The 15500-nt window shown below is 43.6% G+C and carries 18 protein-coding genes; 15 read left to right on the top strand and 3 right to left on the bottom strand.

Going from position 1 to position 15500, the window contains the following annotated elements; all coding sequences use genetic code 11:
• The first annotated feature begins 30 nt into the window (after positions 1–30).
• From AC1VYS_RS17060 to AC1VYS_RS17035, 6 genes are all read left to right on the top strand, one after another.
• Positions 31–681 (top strand): hypothetical protein, encoded by a 651-nt coding sequence (locus tag AC1VYS_RS17060; protein WP_482910697.1) that lies wholly within the window; start codon positions 31–33, stop codon positions 679–681.
• A complete protein-coding gene (locus AC1VYS_RS17055; RefSeq protein WP_482910696.1) occupies positions 681–1238 on the top strand; it encodes a hypothetical protein in 558 nt (185 codons plus the stop codon). Before AC1VYS_RS17060 ends, AC1VYS_RS17055 begins: the two co-directional genes overlap by 1 nt.
• 116 nt (positions 1239–1354) lie before the next feature.
• Positions 1355–2104 (top strand): SMI1/KNR4 family protein, encoded by a 750-nt coding sequence (locus AC1VYS_RS17050; protein ID WP_482910695.1) that lies wholly within the window; start codon positions 1355–1357, stop codon positions 2102–2104.
• A 25-nt stretch (positions 2105–2129) separates the two neighbouring features.
• Positions 2130–3431: a hypothetical protein gene (locus AC1VYS_RS17045; RefSeq protein WP_482910694.1), complete on the top strand. Its 1302-nt coding sequence runs from the start codon at positions 2130–2132 to the stop codon at positions 3429–3431.
• Between the two features lie 28 nt (positions 3432–3459).
• Positions 3460–3933: a hypothetical protein gene (locus AC1VYS_RS17040; protein ID WP_482910693.1), complete on the top strand. Its 474-nt coding sequence runs from the start codon at positions 3460–3462 to the stop codon at positions 3931–3933.
• Positions 3930–4541 (top strand): SMI1/KNR4 family protein, encoded by a 612-nt coding sequence (locus AC1VYS_RS17035; RefSeq protein ID WP_482910692.1) that lies wholly within the window; start codon positions 3930–3932, stop codon positions 4539–4541. The genes AC1VYS_RS17040 and AC1VYS_RS17035 overlap by 4 nt, the downstream gene beginning before the upstream one ends.
• A gap of 113 nt (positions 4542–4654) precedes the next feature.
• Here the strand turns inward: AC1VYS_RS17035 and AC1VYS_RS17030 are convergent, their stop codons facing one another.
• A complete protein-coding gene (locus tag AC1VYS_RS17030) occupies positions 4655–4972 on the bottom strand; it encodes a hypothetical protein (protein WP_482910691.1) in 318 nt (105 codons plus the stop codon).
• Between the two features lie 167 nt (positions 4973–5139).
• Here AC1VYS_RS17030 and AC1VYS_RS17025 point away from each other — a divergent pair, with 167 nt between their 5' ends.
• The 5 genes from AC1VYS_RS17025 to AC1VYS_RS17005 all read left to right on the top strand — a co-directional run bounded on the left by AC1VYS_RS17025 (position 5140) and on the right by AC1VYS_RS17005 (position 9802).
• Positions 5140–6030 carry a cupin domain-containing protein gene (locus tag AC1VYS_RS17025; protein WP_482910690.1) on the top strand — a complete coding sequence of 297 codons (891 nt, stop codon included), beginning with the start codon at positions 5140–5142 and terminating at the stop codon, positions 6028–6030.
• Positions 6031–6280: 250 nt separating this feature from the next.
• Positions 6281–6727 (top strand): carboxymuconolactone decarboxylase family protein, encoded by a 447-nt coding sequence (locus AC1VYS_RS17020; protein WP_482910689.1) that lies wholly within the window; start codon positions 6281–6283, stop codon positions 6725–6727.
• Between the two features lie 56 nt (positions 6728–6783).
• Positions 6784–7734: a sigma-70 family RNA polymerase sigma factor gene (locus AC1VYS_RS17015; RefSeq protein WP_482910688.1), complete on the top strand. Its 951-nt coding sequence runs from the start codon at positions 6784–6786 to the stop codon at positions 7732–7734.
• 314 nt (positions 7735–8048) lie between these two features.
• Positions 8049–8765, top strand: coding sequence for a DUF1361 domain-containing protein (locus tag AC1VYS_RS17010; RefSeq protein WP_482910687.1), 717 nt, complete (start codon positions 8049–8051; stop codon positions 8763–8765).
• A 14-nt stretch (positions 8766–8779) separates the two neighbouring features.
• Positions 8780–9802, top strand: coding sequence for a serine hydrolase domain-containing protein (locus tag AC1VYS_RS17005; RefSeq protein ID WP_482934387.1), 1023 nt, complete (start codon positions 8780–8782; stop codon positions 9800–9802).
• A 172-nt stretch (positions 9803–9974) separates the two neighbouring features.
• Here AC1VYS_RS17005 and AC1VYS_RS17000 read toward each other — a convergent pair whose 3' ends face one another.
• On the bottom strand, positions 9975–10967 hold the full coding sequence (locus AC1VYS_RS17000) for a serine hydrolase domain-containing protein (protein WP_482910685.1): 993 nt from the start codon (positions 10965–10967) through the stop codon (positions 9975–9977).
• A gap of 161 nt (positions 10968–11128) precedes the next feature.
• On the opposite strand from AC1VYS_RS17000, the gene AC1VYS_RS16995 reads away from it, so the two are divergent.
• Together AC1VYS_RS16995 and AC1VYS_RS16990 are read left to right on the top strand one after the other, a co-directional pair.
• Complete coding sequence (locus AC1VYS_RS16995) at positions 11129–11911, top strand: hypothetical protein (RefSeq protein ID WP_482910684.1); 783 nt, start codon at positions 11129–11131, stop codon at positions 11909–11911.
• A gap of 28 nt (positions 11912–11939) precedes the next feature.
• Complete coding sequence (locus AC1VYS_RS16990) at positions 11940–13007, top strand: ankyrin repeat domain-containing protein (protein WP_482910683.1); 1068 nt, start codon at positions 11940–11942, stop codon at positions 13005–13007.
• Here the strand turns inward: AC1VYS_RS16990 and AC1VYS_RS16985 are convergent.
• A complete protein-coding gene (locus AC1VYS_RS16985) occupies positions 13004–13345 on the bottom strand; it encodes a hypothetical protein (protein ID WP_482910682.1) in 342 nt (113 codons plus the stop codon). The two genes, AC1VYS_RS16990 and AC1VYS_RS16985, sit on opposite strands and share 4 nt — an antisense overlap.
• Positions 13346–13627: 282 nt before the next feature.
• On the opposite strand from AC1VYS_RS16985, the gene AC1VYS_RS16980 reads away from it, so the two are divergent.
• Together AC1VYS_RS16980 and AC1VYS_RS16975 are read left to right on the top strand one after the other, a co-directional pair.
• Positions 13628–14224, top strand: coding sequence for a cupin domain-containing protein (locus AC1VYS_RS16980; RefSeq protein ID WP_482910681.1), 597 nt, complete (start codon positions 13628–13630; stop codon positions 14222–14224).
• Between the two features lie 148 nt (positions 14225–14372).
• Positions 14373–15056, top strand: coding sequence for a hypothetical protein (locus AC1VYS_RS16975; RefSeq protein WP_482910680.1), 684 nt, complete (start codon positions 14373–14375; stop codon positions 15054–15056).
• The last annotated feature ends 444 nt before the right edge of the window (positions 15057–15500 follow it).

The following is a 15500-nucleotide window of genomic DNA, read 5'->3' as shown; positions in this document are numbered from 1 at the left end:
ATGATTACCATCAGGAACAGGGGAAAAAAGATGAATAAGCGAATTAAATTTAGTGTTTTTCTGTTTGTGTTTGCCATGATGTGCATACCTGCTTATTTTATTATGCAGACATATGGTGTATTTCAAAAAGAAAAGGTGTTATCGGGCTACGCCCTTGCTGTGGACGTCGAAGGTAAACCTTATCAGACATGGCCGCTGATCAACGGATATACAGCAATGGACAAACGCGGAGATGATCGTCAACTGTATTACCGTATTGACACGAGTGGTCTGCAGTATTTGTTTCAATTGGCTTATAAGGAGTACGAGGTTCAACCGGGGGGAAACAACCCGTATTTAGCAGGTCAAATTGATTACTCGCAGAGCGATCATGTGTATGTGCGAAGTGAAAACCAATACACCAATGCCAATGACTTTGTTACAGTAATGACGCTGCTGGACCGTGAGGGGAAGGTAATCTATACCTATGAACAAACGGGTAAAGGGGACGATAAGCTGGTGAAGTCTATCATCCATCAAGGTATGAGCCGGTCTAGCAATCGGGGAACGGAAGCCGCTCGTGATCCTTACCTGAATGTTACGGCGTTGTTTCGTGAAAAGCTGGGTATCAATGTAAAACTGACAGTGGATGAAGAGCATAAAATCGTTACAATACGAATGAACAAAATGGAGGCAAAATGATGAATATGTACGGTGTAGAGCATGGCCCTGTATATCTGCAAGGGCTGACAAAGAGCGTAGCGGCAGAAAAAAAACATGATGTAGAATGGCAAGGAAAACTGCAAACTCCTGATGGGCATGATCAGTTTCATATTTTTTATTATGGTGGCCTGGATGATGATGATCTGATTATGTGGAACAATATGACTCCTTTTTTGATTTATGCAGAACACTCGGTTACTGGGGAGCGTTATCTTCTCATTGACGGGGCGAAACATGGTTACGATGCGATGCTGTGTGAGACGTATCCCGAGGAAGAAGTGAACAACAGGCCGCTTCGTCCTTATCTCGACATTGAGGGCGAGGATACATTTGAAGTATTTCTGACGGCATATTACAACGTGCCATGGGATGAAGAGTTTGGCGAGGATGTTGAGCCGGATGGGACGTATGAGTTGATTACAGGTGAGCGAGTGCCTTTTAACGAGGTTAAACGAAATGGTTATGATGCTTTTGCTATTCACATTCGCAATCGTAAAGGCGTAACAACTGAAATCGTACATGAAGAGCTGGCCTAATGTGTACTGTCGATTGATCTCATGAATCTCATAAATCTAATGAATCTTATGGAACCGGTTGGATTTTCCCCCATACGCGTTTCCTGTTAAGAATTACAGTTAGGAGCCGATGCTGAATGTATATCGTGTCTCGTATGTTAAAGGCTGTCTCGCATGAGGCATTGCAACAAGTGCAGCAGGAACATTCCGTTCGTCTACCGTCAGCTTATCAACGCTGGATGCAGCAATACGGTGAGGGAACTTATTCAGGCTGGATGAACATTCAACGGCCGGATTGCGAGGTGTTGAAGCCATTTGCAGACTATGATCTATGGGAGCATACGGATGAAACGGTCGTTAGCCAGCGCCAATTGCAAGAATGTATCAGCATCGGGAGTTCAGTAGATGGCGATTTTCTGGCTGTTCATGCAGATGTGGAAGGTTTGATCTGGCTTCCTCGCCATGATGAACAGATTACGGTGTGGCCGTCAAACGATGCATCGTTTGCTGACATGCTTGACCGTATCTACTGCGGTTACTACCGTAGAGATGAGCCTTTCAGCCCTGCGTATTTCGAACCGTGGAACGAAGAACGGCAGCATATATTTTATCATTTTACAGGGAAAGAGAACGGAATATCAATGAAAGAAGTAACAGATCTATGCCAGTTGCATTTTTCATGGGATCTGGTCATTGATAATGAATACACATGCAAGCTGTTCAGCACTATGATTGGCGGGTATGTTCGTTTTAATATGGCGAGTGAGCGCGAAATTGTTTTATTTTTTGAAGAACTTAATCACAAGGCGGAGGCACAAGAAGCGCAGAGTCAAGTACAGGAGATACAACAATTTTTGCAGGCACATCATTGCACTGCATTGAAGTAGAGAATAGTAGAGGGCGAGGGGTTTTATGGGTTGGCTGGATACAGAAACTGCGGAACAGTGGCGAAAGGAAGGCAAGCGGTATGCCAGCGATGTCAATGCATTTGTACATAAAATGCTTCAGGGAGAACATCCGGATGAAGCTGAGCTAGCAGATGATACCCGTCATTCGCTCAGTTCTAAAGTGATGAAAATGGTGAAACAGGCTAATCTCCAGGGTGAGGTCGAGCGGCTTCGAGAAGAATTACCTGCCGCAACATGGCCGCTGAGCAATCATTTTCAGGACTCTATGCAGGCGGTGCAGGTTGTAGGTTATTTGAATGAGCATACGGTGCTCTGTAATACAGGCATGTTGTCCAATAACGGGCAGGTATACACAATGGATCAGCAGGGATGGTGGTGTAGTCCGGACTACACAATGGCAGGCTGTTCAGGGGGCGGCGGTTACGTTGCTCTGGCGAGTCATGAAGGTATTCACGTCATTCGTGAACCAGACCGCAAGCTGGAAGGAGAGCAAGTCGCATACTACCCTTGGGACAAGATCAAGGATCTGATCAAAGCGCAATTGCCTGAAATTGAATCCCTGGCAGATACGATACATCCCGAGAACACGATTGAAAAGCTGATCCCCATGGATCAAGGGAAGGCGCTGTTGCTTCATTCGCGGTACGGTATCTATCTGGTAGAGCAGGAGCGGGTGACCCTTCTTCATCCTGATGTGGCCGAGATTCAGGAGTATGAATATGAAGACACTCAGCTTTCTATGGGACATGCTGCAGTATCCTATGATGAGCGCTGGATTGCCTGGGGCAGCCAGATGAGCAACCATACGGTATTGGATCGGGAGAACGACAAGAAGTATGAGGTACAGCCAGAGTCTAGTTATCCGCATTGTGCGGCATTCAGTCGTGACAATCAAGTTGTCTGGTTTAATGCCTGTCATTTCTACAATGGACTTACGATTCAAGTTCCACTAGACAGCATTGCTGATCGTAAACCGGATGAAGAGTGGCCAATCATGGACGAGAATGCACGTGTGTATACGATGATTGAGCTTGAAGGTGGTATGGTGCTAGGTGATGCGTACGGTTATATATATTGCATCAACCGCGAGGGACAAGAGCTGTGGCGTCATTTTGTAGGTTCAACAATCTATTCTCTGGCTGTGTCACCAGAGCAGTCCCAGCTTGCCGTGGGAACATATGGCGGTATGCTGCACTTCCTTGATCTGCGTTCGGAACGGATGGATGAATACGGGATTGGTACAGGTACTTTGCGTGAAAGGGAGCGCTACGTATTGTGGCGTGAACAGGAGCCGCTTCGCTGGTAATACGGGGTGGTCACGTGTGAATACCTGAATGAATGATTCTCTAAAGGGTGATGAAATGGAACGTCAAGAGGCTGTACTGTTGTTAAAATATCACGCCTTTGCTCATGATGATGTAAACCATCCGAAGATGGAACATGGCTTTCTTGGAAGCTTACGTCCGTTTCGCGGTCAATTCATTGAAGCGAATTTCCATGAATTAATGCTCATTCTACGCGTGCTCGCTCCGGAACTTTCAAATCCTGCATTGGATCGGGAAGTAATCGCTTGTCTATGGAGCATTCCTCATCTGGCGAGGGCTTGGGCGATTGAACCCGAGGGCATGCTTCGCAGTAATCATCTCATCTCGGATGAGCAGGTTGCCATGATGGAGGAATGGCTTAATCTGTTCTCGTATGCAGTCATGATCCTGATTGAAGGCGGCGATGAACAAGAGGCGTTCTGGGGATATGAACAATATATGCTGGACCGAAGTGCGGAGAAGGGTGAAGGTGACGGGATATGAAGTCTGGAGTGGATATTGTGATCAACGATCTACGGATAGAATTGAACCATCTATTAGATCGGAAAATACAAGATGAAGAGATTCGGTCGCTCTATGACACGTATCTTCAATTGGCAGGGGCATCCGAGTCTGAGCTGGATCAGTTCGAGAAGCAGTTTGGAGTCCGCCTGCCCGCCGATTTCCGCTCTTTTTACAGCCATACCGATGGTAGTGGTTACGGTCTACATATGTTGTACCCGGGGGATATGGAGCAAGGTTCATGTGTTCCCTTCTATCTGATGTCGCTAAATGAGATTATGGAGACCAAACAATACTTCTGTGACGTGGATGAGAGGCTGGAGGAGTATTACGGAGAAGAAGAGATTCGACAGTTGGATGCTGAAATCAAACCGTATTTGTTCCATAAGTCATGGATTCCATTTGCTACAATGGCTGGAGGTTCGCTTTATTTGATGCTTGATTTTGACCCAACAGAGGCAGGAACATATGGGCAAGTCATTATGTATGTGCATGATCCGGACTTTGTTTATTATGTTACATCATCGTTTACAGAGCTTCTCCGGATGTCTAACCGCAATTTGAATCTAATGGATGAGATTGAATACTAGGGCCCTAGACATTCGTTGTAAATCACGATGGATATAACAAGATGAAATAACCAAAAGGCAGGAGCTGTTGAAACAGCTCCTGCCTTTTAGTTAAAACGTAAAGCTTTCAGGTTCTACCACTGGAAAAAACGGTGACCATGAAATCCGCCGGGACCTCCAGGCCCGCCGGGTCCGCCATGGCCCCCGTGACCTCCTGGACCGCCGCCGTGCGGGCCTCCCGGATATCCCGGATAATGTCCTGGATAACCACCATGCCACCATGGTCCTGGCCCAAGCCCACCTATGGGAAAAGGAAGAGGAAAAGGCACCACGGGTGGGTAAGGATAGGGGTATGGATAAGGGTACGGTGGTGGTGGGGGAGGTGGCGGATAATAAGGATAAGGATAGCCTACAGGCTGCTGGGTTGATGTGGAACCCGGAACATATGACATATTACAAGCCTCCAATATCTGGATTGATGATATCAGCCTATGCGGATTCGTCACTCGCTGACACAAGGATTTAGCCCAGTCGAAATGGGCTCACCGATCTGGGCGCTGGGCATACGCTGAGGTATAGGGTCTCACCTAAACCGAGAGCGAAGGGCAGGCGTTTAATTTTGGCAACCTCGTACATGGATTTCACTTTACCGACTACACAGTTTACGTATGATTTAAGCAACAATCCGCTTTTCAAGAAAGATGAGTACAATTACATCAATGCACTTTCGGTAAATCAGCTCAACACGTTGGGCAACACCGCTTTATTGGATATTTATCTGAGTACAGGCAATGTTGTTGAACCTCACATTCATCAAAATGCAACTGAACTTGTTTATTGTATCAGCGGCGCGGCGGTTGTTTCCCTCATTAATCCGTTCACCAATGAACTGCTTCACTTCCCGATCACACCGGGGCAAACCGCTAATGTACCGCAAGGATGGTGGCACTATGAAGTAGCGACAACGGATCACACACATCTGCTTGCGATCTTTGATGCACCTGTGCCTGAAGCGATATTTGGCTCTGATATTCTGCGATTGACTCCTGCGAAAGTGCTTGCTCACACGTATTGTCTGGATGAACATAAAGTGCAGGAAGCCTTCGCTCCCATTCAAAAAACGGTGATTATCGGCCCGCCAAAAGAGTGTAAGAAGCAGATTGCTCCTGTATCCAACCCTATGCCTAATGTGGGACCAAATCTCCAACCCAACATCCAACCACTTCATATGCAACCCAACATCGAACCAAACGTCCAACCGAACTTACAGCCTAACATAGAGCCAACCATTCAATCGAACCTCCAACCCAATGTTCAACCCAACATCCAGCCTAATGTACAGCCTAATATGGCACCCAACATGCAACCCAACATGCAGCCCAATATGCCTCCTTATGTAAATCGTGTTCCACATTGGGGGACTTGGGTAGACCCGCGTATTATCCACGAGCCGGGGTGTCCGTACTATACTGAAATCCCGGTGAAACTAAGCTCGGATGATAAGGTGTAAATTGAATAATATTCCTCTATTTACTCTTGCTTGTACGAATCTATTTCCTATTTTGTTCTCATTACTGTGAGCTGTATGATAAACAGATCTGGCATGATTACGATAATCCTTATTATGAAGCATCATAACGATAAGGGCGTTCAACTCAGAACGCCTTTTTTGTTTTCTAATCATTTTTTCATAACGATGTCACAAACAGCATGTGCGGTTTGTCTTCAGTATGTAGACTAAATGATGGAGGCGAACGAATATGAATTTACGTATGAACTACAGAACGGCAAACCCAGGTGCTTTCAAAGCTATGATGGCGATGGAGCAACATGTTTCCGCGCAATTTGAGGATAAGGTGTTATATGAGCTGCTGAAAATCCGAGTCTCTCAAATGAATGGCTGTGCCTTTTGCTTGGATATGCATGCTAAAGATTTGATGAAGCTGGGCGATTATGGAGATCATGTACTTTTGTTAAGTGTGTGGCATGAAGTGCCTTTATTTACGGAGAAACAACGTGTTATGCTTGAACTGGCTGAGGCTGTAACTCGGATATCTGAGAATGGAGTTCCGATGGAGCTATACAGTAAAGTCCGTGAACACTTCAGTGAAACTGAAATGGTTAACCTCATTATGGCAATCAACGCGATCAATAGCTGGAACCGCATCGCCATTACGACAGGCATGTATCCGGGTTGTTTTAACTAAAACGATAAAAAAGAAAAATAAACGATAATCGAACCAACTCCAGAGGAGGCGAATTCATGCATTCCAATCTCAATCCTGATTTAAATCAACCTATGTTAACACCAGAACCGTCTTCTCTGGATATTGGTACATTGTATATACAATATAAAAATTACGCCTTTTCCATCGCTTACCGTATGCTGGGCAGTGTGACGGAGGCAGAAGATATCATTCAGGATTGTTTCACAAGTCTTCAAAAAAAGCCCAAGCAGAATATCCATCAACCCAAGTCCTACATCGCAAAACTAGTCGTGAACCGCTGTTTAAATCTTTTGAACTCCGCTCGTAACCAAAGGGAGTGTTATGTCGGGGAATGGCTTCCCGAGCCACTGGGTATTCATGAGTTGGTCAATACGCCAGAGGAAGCGGTACAGCAAAAAGAAATGATTTCTTACGCCTATCTGGTGATGTTGGAACGTTTATCCCCCATGGAACGTGCTGTTTTTGTGCTGCGTGAAGCTTTTGAGCATGACTATTCGGAGATTGCGGGATGGCTGGGCAAAACAGAGAGTAACTGTCGACAAATCTACAGTCGTGCCAGACGAAACTTGTCTGAACAACTTCCAGCGGTGGAGCAGGCCAATGCCGATTGGAAAACCAAAGAAGAGGTACTTGGCCGGTTCACCTCAGCCTTTCTCCGTCATGACGTTTCAGCCATGTTGGAACTGTTGACAGATCAACCTGTATTCACAGCGGACGGCGGCGGTGTAGTACGAACTATTATGAAAACGATGCGTGTCCATAAAGGTGTGCTTGCCATCCTGACCTCGCCTAGAGTACTTCTTTCATTAAGAGAAAGGGAATGGAAGTCTGTGTTTATTAACGGTGAGCCACAGCTTGTCTTGTTGAAAGACAGGCAGGTATCTGAAGTGATCTGTTTGGAAATGGATGCTTCAGGGGAACGAATCAGTGGTGTGTATTTAATAGTCAATCCTTACAAACTGGCGACCGTTCAGCCTTTGAAATAAGATGATGTTTAATGGAGATTAAATTTGTGATGACTAAACAAAAGGGTAGACATACAAACCAGTCAGAAAAGAGAATTTCAAAGGTAATAGATATAATTGAAGCGACATGTTCCTGTAAATAGGGCTGTCGCTTTTTAGTATAAAGAAATTGGGACTAACAGCGCGTGAGAGATGAACCCCTTTTATTTAACTAATCTATTAGAAATTTGATTCTGCTTTTATACATGGTATGATTTAATAGATTTTAAAAATTAGCAAATTTATGTAATGTTTGAGGTGAAATTTGGAATTTAGAATAAGTGAGGTTGTACGCTTTGAAAAAACTGAACTATTTGCACATGTTTATTTTTCTTAGTGCAATGACTGTGGTTACACTGGGTTTGTACTACGCAGCGGCCGATTGGCTGAATCAGCGGTATTTTCGCTTCCTCATCTGGAATTTATTTTTGGGTTGGATTCCATTTCTCTTCTCAACCATAACCTATGGCTTGAATCGTTTGAAGTGGAAAGGAGTGATGTGGCTTGCCGTGCCAAGTGCGATGATGTGGTTGTTGTTTTTCCCAAACTCTTCGTATATCGTTACGGATTTGCTTCACCTGACGTCTCGGAGTTCAAGGTATTTCTCTGGAAGCCTGGCCGAGTTTCACTATTGGTATGATCTGATGGTTGTGCTAATGTTTGTGTGGACAGGGCTACTGATTGGCTTCCTATCAATGTATCAGATTCAGGAAGTCGTGTATGATCGGTTAGGGCGTGTGGCGTCATGGATATTTGTGGTAGGTGGAACCGCACTTGCAAGTTATGGTGTTCTGCTTGGACGGGTCTATAGGTTAAACAGTTGGGATGCTTTGACCAACCGGGATCTGCTACTCCGACTGATGCATGAAAGTGTAACACGGCCCTCTTTGGCATTCTGTATGTTTTTTGGAACGTTCCTTCTTACCATCTATCTCACGTTATATTATCTCATGAATGCAAGAGGGGCTGGCTCAATTGAACGAAGTAGACAAACCAACGACAAGAAAGTGTAGGTGAACGCTTCGCTATGATGGACAGAGTTAGTTTAATGGAAAAAGTCAGAGAGGTTATGGAGAAAAAGGATTTTTCGGGTGTTGTGATATGCAAACACAATAGTCAGACACTTTTTCAGTTGGTGCGAGGATATGCGAACCGCAGTGATGAGCTATTCAATGATATAAATACACGTTTTGGTATCGCTTCGGGTTGTAAACTTTTCACGGCAGTAAGCATATGTCAATTGGTAGAACAAGGGAAATTTACGTTGGACTCCAAATTAAAAGATGTCTTAAACCTGACCTTTCCTGCGTGGAATCCGGACGTCACGGTGCATCAATTGCTGACGCACACTTCCGGTGTGCCGGATTATTTCGATGAGGACGTTATGGATGATTTTTCAGCCTTGTGGAAAGATAGACCGGTTTACATGATGCGGAATCTTAGTGATTTTCTGCCCATGTTTCAGCATTTGCCGATGAAGTCTGCTCCCGGGGAGTTATTTCACTACAATAACGCAGCGTTTATCGTGCTGGGACTCCTTGTTGAACAATACACGGGCGTTGCATTCACAACATACGTGGAAGAACATATTTTTAAACGATGTGGCATGCAGCATTCGGGATATTTTCTGACAGATCAGCTTCCTCGTAACACAGCTATTGGGTATATCGATGCTGATGATGGGACATGGACAAGCAATGTTTTTTCGATTCCCGTTCAAGGTGGAGCAGATGGTGGAGCATATGTTACCGCACCGGATATGATTCGCTTTTGGGATGCTTTGCTTGACCACACGTTACTGGGTGAAGAGATGACTCGTAACTTGTTGACACCACACGCGCATGATGAGGACGGAGAATACTATGGATTAGGGATATGGTTGGAGTTAAGGGAAGAAGAGGTATTTAAAACCCATGTGATGGGTTTTGATCCGGGTGTTTCGTTTATGTCTGGAGTCTATCCGAAGCATGGGGTTCAGCTTGTGGTTATATCGAATCAGGAGTCGGGTCCTTATCCCATAACGTTAGCCGTTGAGGAAGCACTCGGATAAGATAAACGGTGCAGCTAATGGTCAAGGCCCAAGACTAAATTTCAACCTAGAATGCTAAAGTTCAATTGCCCCTAGTGAAGCCCTTGCCTTCCCGCTTAAATGCAGTACGAGTTAAGGCAAGGGTTGTTTATGTTGCGAATATTTTGCTAAAGTCCGTGCAATTGCAAATAGACTAGCGGGCAAGTTTCCATAACTGAGGAACGATTAGCCTAGGGAATACATCAATAGGTGGTTTTTCCTTTTTGCGCTTATCATTGGTCAGCACGGTCACAAGCTCCAGTTCGGGAACGACATAGACATACTGACCTCCGAAACCTCTGGCGTAGTAATAGTTTAGTGGCTTATGATTCTCATGGTCGGTATGTGGAGATGCTGGGTTTTTGTCCAGATTTTGACCTGTATATTGATCGACCCACCAGTGCCAGCCGTAACTGCCATGGTTTGGCGGAGGGACGGTGATGAAGGGCTGCGTTGAACGTTTAATACGTTTGCTCGAAATGAGTTGCTCACCTTCCCATTGTCCTTCCTGAAGGTAGAGCTGTCCAAATTTAAGTAGATCGGTCGGTAGTAGTCTTAGGCCAAATCCACCCGTGTGTACACCTTGCGGATCTTGCTCCCATTCGTAATCGTGAATGCCGAGCGGGCCGAATAGATTATGCTCAGCATAAGCTGCCACACTCATACTTGCATGTTGCATCAGTATGGAGGACAGAATCTGAGAGACTCCCGAATTGTATTCCATATGTGTGCCAGGATCATGTCGCAACCGCTGTTCTAAAGCGAAGTTGACCCAATGATCCGTACGTGTCATCCGTGGAAACGAATTTTGTCCGCCAAATTCATCCCAGTTAAACCCGGCAGTCATCGTAAGCAGTTGCTCAAGCGTAATCGCTGGTTTACGGGGATCAGAATCAGAAGTGAGCTGCGGAAAAAAGGTGGAAATAGGCGTATCTGCCTCGGGCAGTAGCCCATGATCCATGGCAATACAGATGAGCGCAGAAATAAAGCTTTTGGTACATGAATTGATTTTGGCGATATGTGTCTCGGCCTGTGTGTTCCGATAATGCTTGTAAACGATCTCCCCACGTACACTGACCAGACAGCTTCGCAGATCCAGCGGTGGAATGATATGTTGCAATGTATGATGAAGGGTTGAATGGTTCATAAGGTCCTTTCTGTGTTCAGTTGTGTATGTAGATTTGACCACTATGTTAGCATAATCATTCCGGCAGCTCAACAAACATGGGGTTATTGATTTCGCACTAAGAATTATGCTCCTTCAACCTTTTTAAAGTTCTTAAATTAAAAATAAGGGTGAGTACAAAGATGTTACAGAAACTACTTACATATTTTCAAGCAAATCCTGTATTATCTATTATTTCAACGGTCGTATGTACAGCACTAATTTGGCTTTATAAAGAATTTAAGATTATGCTTGAGAAAGATAACCAAAATAAAATTAATCGAATTCAAAGAAAAATCGATTCATATGTAAAAGTGGAGGCCGCAATAGCGCATGTTCAGGCTCAGTCTTCCAACATTGCAAACTTGGATAAATTGTATGAAAAGTTTGGAGAATGTGGCTCTTATTTTTCTGAAGATATCAGACAACTTGTACGAGGTTTTTACACTAGCAAGGATATTGAAAGTTTAGGAACCGTCATGATTTTTATCCAGCAGGAGATTACTAGGCTAGAAAAACAAAAGAATAAATTAGAGTTTCACGAAGTTGCAGGTGATGCATTTGATTTGATGAATCAATTGTATAAACCTTTAAAGCCAATTGTGATTATTTTTCTAATCATTTTTATGGTCATATGGTTTCTTTTACTCGCAATTACGGAAAATAACATTTGGAATAGAGTCTACTTAGGAACTACATTTGTAACATCTTCACTTAGTGTCATGTTTATAACTGCAATTCTTGTTGTTTGGATGGAGGGTGAACTGATTATCAGAGAGAAGCGAGATACATATCTTAAATTGAGTATGATTTTAGCGCCTCTTTTTATTTTTCTGGACTGGAGATTATCAGTTTTGTCATTACTTATCCAGATCACAGCAGGTATAATTATAGGGAAGAGCATGAAATACAGGATCGTTGTTTAATGGAAGATATAGCAAGGAGGTCAACTTTATGTACAAAATCGGTAATCAAGGCACGTTCAAAACGCTGCCTGATCCAGCCCTCGCAATCTATCAAGGGGATGTTGCCAAAGTTGAAACGTACATAGAGCAAGGCATGGGCTTGGAAGAATCAATAGCATTGAGTTCAAACATTACGCTTCGTCCGCTTGACCTGGCGTTGATCTGCAATCAGTCTAAGGTTGTCAGACTTCTTGTGGAGCAAGGTGCCGAGATCAATGCCAAAGATCATCCAGCGATTTTGTATGCGGCGCGCTACGGTGGAGCAGATGTGATCCGTTATTTGGTTGAGCAGGGAGCAAACTTGAAAGGAATAAGCCGGTTAAAATCGAGTGCATATGACGAGGCATACTACGGGAACAAAAAGAATATATCGGTGCTAAACGAGCTTGGGCTGGACATACGCAAGTATGGTGGTAAAACGTTACGGAAAGCTGTATCAGATCATGATATGAAGACCGTTCAATATCTGTTGAATGAAGGTGTGGATATCAACTACAATGAGCCGGATATGGTGTATCCTTACAAGGCGTCACCGCTCACCGTAGCTGCACGTCAGAACAGTATGCGAATGGTCAAGTATTTGGTGGAACAAGGTGCAGATGTGACGCTACAGGAGAAGGATGGTGAGCGGGCTTATACGATTGCGGCTAGTCAGAAAAATAGTGAAATGGCTGAATACTTGAAATCACACGAGCCCGAGGAGTTCCATAATCTGAGCAATAAACTGCATGCACTCAAATCATACAAGCTTCCGGAAACATTAATCCGTTTTCTGACCGAAGGCTCGCGCCGAATCGATCTGCCGAGCTGTCCCGCTGGCGTTGGTTATATTGAATTCTTTTCGTTGACAGATACGGTGGAGATGAAGATGGGCAGGCAGAAGCTACTTCGTTTATCCTCTGATCTGGATCAGTACTCTCATATGCTCATCGTCTGGAATCCAAGCAAAAAAATGATAGGTTATGCCGATATTGAACATCAGGAGCAGGACACATTATGCACATTTGAACAATTTCTGGACGAGCCTGAGGTTTACATCGAACGTCTTCTGAATTAGCTGAAAGGTGTTCTGATCGATGTAGTCCGCTGTCTGAACACAAATGGGACTGAAGTCTGTTTCTTTAATAGAACAGAGTTCAGTCCCTTTGTTATCTTTTTTGAACAAACAATAACATAAAATAAATTCTCTTCTTTTTTTGAAAATCCAACGTTTGAACATTCAGCTTCACGAATCCGCTTCAGAGATTGTTTATACAACTGCGCGGCTTTTTTGGCATGTACTGCCCTAATCTGTTCCCTGACGTCCCAGTCCCGAAACGGATTGTCCAGATTTTCTGCGAGCCATTCCGGTTTACGAGGCTGAGTGATGTCCAGATCGATTCGAGTTTCAGCCACTTTTTTATATGGGTTTTGATTGACTTGGCTGCTTCTGCCGGTAGACTGCTCATCCAGAGCGTATGTAGTTCAGTGAGTTGCTCGGGACTTGGAAATTGATCTCCATCAAGCCAAATAGGTCATTCGTGCTGAACGTTTGTAAGGATGTCAGGTGCTGAATGGAATGAATACCAGATATCGTACCGGGTTTACCCCACAAGCGCATGGATGCAGTATTATCTCATGAGTTTTCAGCATACAGTACAACAACGAGATGTTTGCCCAAGGAGGAGAATAAAACTGATGATCAATCCGATTTTGAAATCCCCGAATGTTCCGCTGGCTGCAGATTCTAACGCTGTCGTGAATTACCGGAGAGATTCAAACAACTACGTAACTCAGCTATTTGGCGAGCAACTGCCAACAATTGAGAATGGATTTTTTAACGTTTACCTGAGCAAAGGCATTATTGTACAGCCTCATTGGCACCCTAATGTCACGGAGATGGTTGTGGTGATCAACGGTGAAATTACAGCATCCGTGTTCAATCCATTCACACGTGAACGGATCACGTATCGTTTGAAGCCCGGGCAAGTGGTTGTTTTTCCAAAGGGCTGGTTTCACTGGTTTGTGGCGGAGACAGATGATGTATATGTACTCACGATATTTGATCAACCGACACCTGATATTGTATTTGGGGCAGATTTTCTTGTCGCTACACCGCCGGAGGTGGCACACCGCGCGTATTGTCTGGATGAAGAAGCTTATGCCAAAGCGGTTGCCTCCATTCAAAATGATACCATTCTGGGTCCGAATATCGGGTGTGGAACAGCTGTTTCTGATGTCTCAGTTCAAGCTTCTAAAGCGTCTAAGGCACCAAACCATAAACCACAATCCTGAAGTTTTTTAACTGCATCTTAATTTTAAAAATGTTAGAACCTGCAGCCGAGCATACTGGGTTGCAGGTTTTTAAGTTGCAGGCGTTGACGTCATTGATGCTCTCTCTGTTAATATAGAAGTACAACAATGAAAATGGAGGATATCATCGATGGCTTTAACAGAAAACGAATGGCTTGAAACAGCGATGAGTTATGCACCAGTAATCATGTTTGATCAGAATGAACCTTTCTATCCGGATTTCGTTGGCGTGACTGTGTTCGAACGTTCTGGACCTTCTCCATCCTTTCGAAGAGAGATTCAATTTCCTTCTGAAGCGGTTCAGTATGTCATTGAATATGCAATTTGGTGGGATTACGAGATTGGGCATCTCTATGAGATGGAGCATGTATGGGTGTATGTAGGACATGATGGAGAGGTCGTGGACTGTGAGGCTAGTTTTCATGGAAGAGTATTAAGAGGTCTTCTAAAAGATAGAGTTAACCTAGTTGGCCAGCATGTGTGCCTATACTCTCAACCGGGAAAACATGCCTTTTCACCTTTACCAGTCGTATTTGAATTGTTGCCAAATCTATATAGCGCAGCAGGCGTTGATGCGGGTTCTGATGGCTTGCTTGTGAATGAAATGTTCGAACCTTTTTTTCAAACGAGTGAACAGATCGATGAGCGTGTTAAAAAATATCTGCAAACTAAAGCGTTTATTCCATCTATGCAGTTTGAAGAGTATCTGTTGAAACCGGAGATGTTTATGACATGGGACAAGCTGTTTACGCTCATTCCGCAGCGAATTAAAAACCGTATTGCGGAGCTGGATCAGCTGGAAGGAAATGCTTAAACCAAGCTTGATCCGATCCAAATAGCTAAAAATCGCATATGGATTAAAAGAACAATCAAACTCATTTCTAATGAATTTGATTGTTCTTTTTTGAGTCAATTGAATCATATTTAATAAAAATTTATTAGACTTAAGTCGCATTATTAAATATTTCGGTGATGGGAATGAGACCTTTACTTCGTAGTTTAAGTAACAAAGTAGTCGAAAGAACTATGATCTAACATATAGGTCTGATTATAAAAAAATAACATGTACCTCACATTTAAATGTGAAGAAATATGTATAGAAATATATATACAAATTTCGTTAAAACGAAAGTTTTATAATTTAAATTAGTTAACTAGTATGTAAATATAAAAAAACAAGTTACTTTTTATTTATAATAAAATTACATGAAAATGAAAGTTTGCAAAAATAAAAATTTATCTATTCAGTTTTATAATA

It is taken from the genome of Paenibacillus sp. G34 (assembly GCF_056856875.1).
This window is presented reverse-complemented; position numbering and strand designations above follow the sequence as displayed.

What these genes read in the sequence shown, in the direction of transcription:
- AC1VYS_RS17000 (WP_482910685.1), bottom strand. Translation starts at nt 10,967, where the DNA reads ATGAACCATTCAACCCTTCATCATACATTGCAACATATCATTCCACCG.
- AC1VYS_RS16995 (WP_482910684.1), top strand. Translation starts at nt 11,129, where the DNA reads ATGTTACAGAAACTACTTACATATTTTCAAGCAAATCCTGTATTATCT.
- AC1VYS_RS17060 (WP_482910697.1), top strand. Translation starts at nt 31, where the DNA reads ATGAATAAGCGAATTAAATTTAGTGTTTTTCTGTTTGTGTTTGCCATG.
- AC1VYS_RS17055 (WP_482910696.1), top strand. Translation starts at nt 681, where the DNA reads ATGAATATGTACGGTGTAGAGCATGGCCCTGTATATCTGCAAGGGCTG.
- AC1VYS_RS17050 (WP_482910695.1), top strand. Translation starts at nt 1,355, where the DNA reads ATGTATATCGTGTCTCGTATGTTAAAGGCTGTCTCGCATGAGGCATTG.
- AC1VYS_RS17020 (WP_482910689.1), top strand. Translation starts at nt 6,281, where the DNA reads ATGAATTTACGTATGAACTACAGAACGGCAAACCCAGGTGCTTTCAAA.
- AC1VYS_RS17035 (WP_482910692.1), top strand. Translation starts at nt 3,930, where the DNA reads ATGAAGTCTGGAGTGGATATTGTGATCAACGATCTACGGATAGAATTG.
- AC1VYS_RS17005 (WP_482934387.1), top strand. Translation starts at nt 8,780, where the DNA reads ATGATGGACAGAGTTAGTTTAATGGAAAAAGTCAGAGAGGTTATGGAG.
- AC1VYS_RS16975 (WP_482910680.1), top strand. Translation starts at nt 14,373, where the DNA reads ATGGCTTTAACAGAAAACGAATGGCTTGAAACAGCGATGAGTTATGCA.
- AC1VYS_RS17015 (WP_482910688.1), top strand. Translation starts at nt 6,784, where the DNA reads ATGCATTCCAATCTCAATCCTGATTTAAATCAACCTATGTTAACACCA.
- AC1VYS_RS17040 (WP_482910693.1), top strand. Translation starts at nt 3,460, where the DNA reads ATGAATGATTCTCTAAAGGGTGATGAAATGGAACGTCAAGAGGCTGTA.
- AC1VYS_RS17030 (WP_482910691.1), bottom strand. Translation starts at nt 4,972, where the DNA reads ATGTCATATGTTCCGGGTTCCACATCAACCCAGCAGCCTGTAGGCTAT.
- AC1VYS_RS17045 (WP_482910694.1), top strand. Translation starts at nt 2,130, where the DNA reads ATGGGTTGGCTGGATACAGAAACTGCGGAACAGTGGCGAAAGGAAGGC.
- AC1VYS_RS16980 (WP_482910681.1), top strand. Translation starts at nt 13,628, where the DNA reads ATGATCAATCCGATTTTGAAATCCCCGAATGTTCCGCTGGCTGCAGAT.
- AC1VYS_RS16990 (WP_482910683.1), top strand. Translation starts at nt 11,940, where the DNA reads ATGTACAAAATCGGTAATCAAGGCACGTTCAAAACGCTGCCTGATCCA.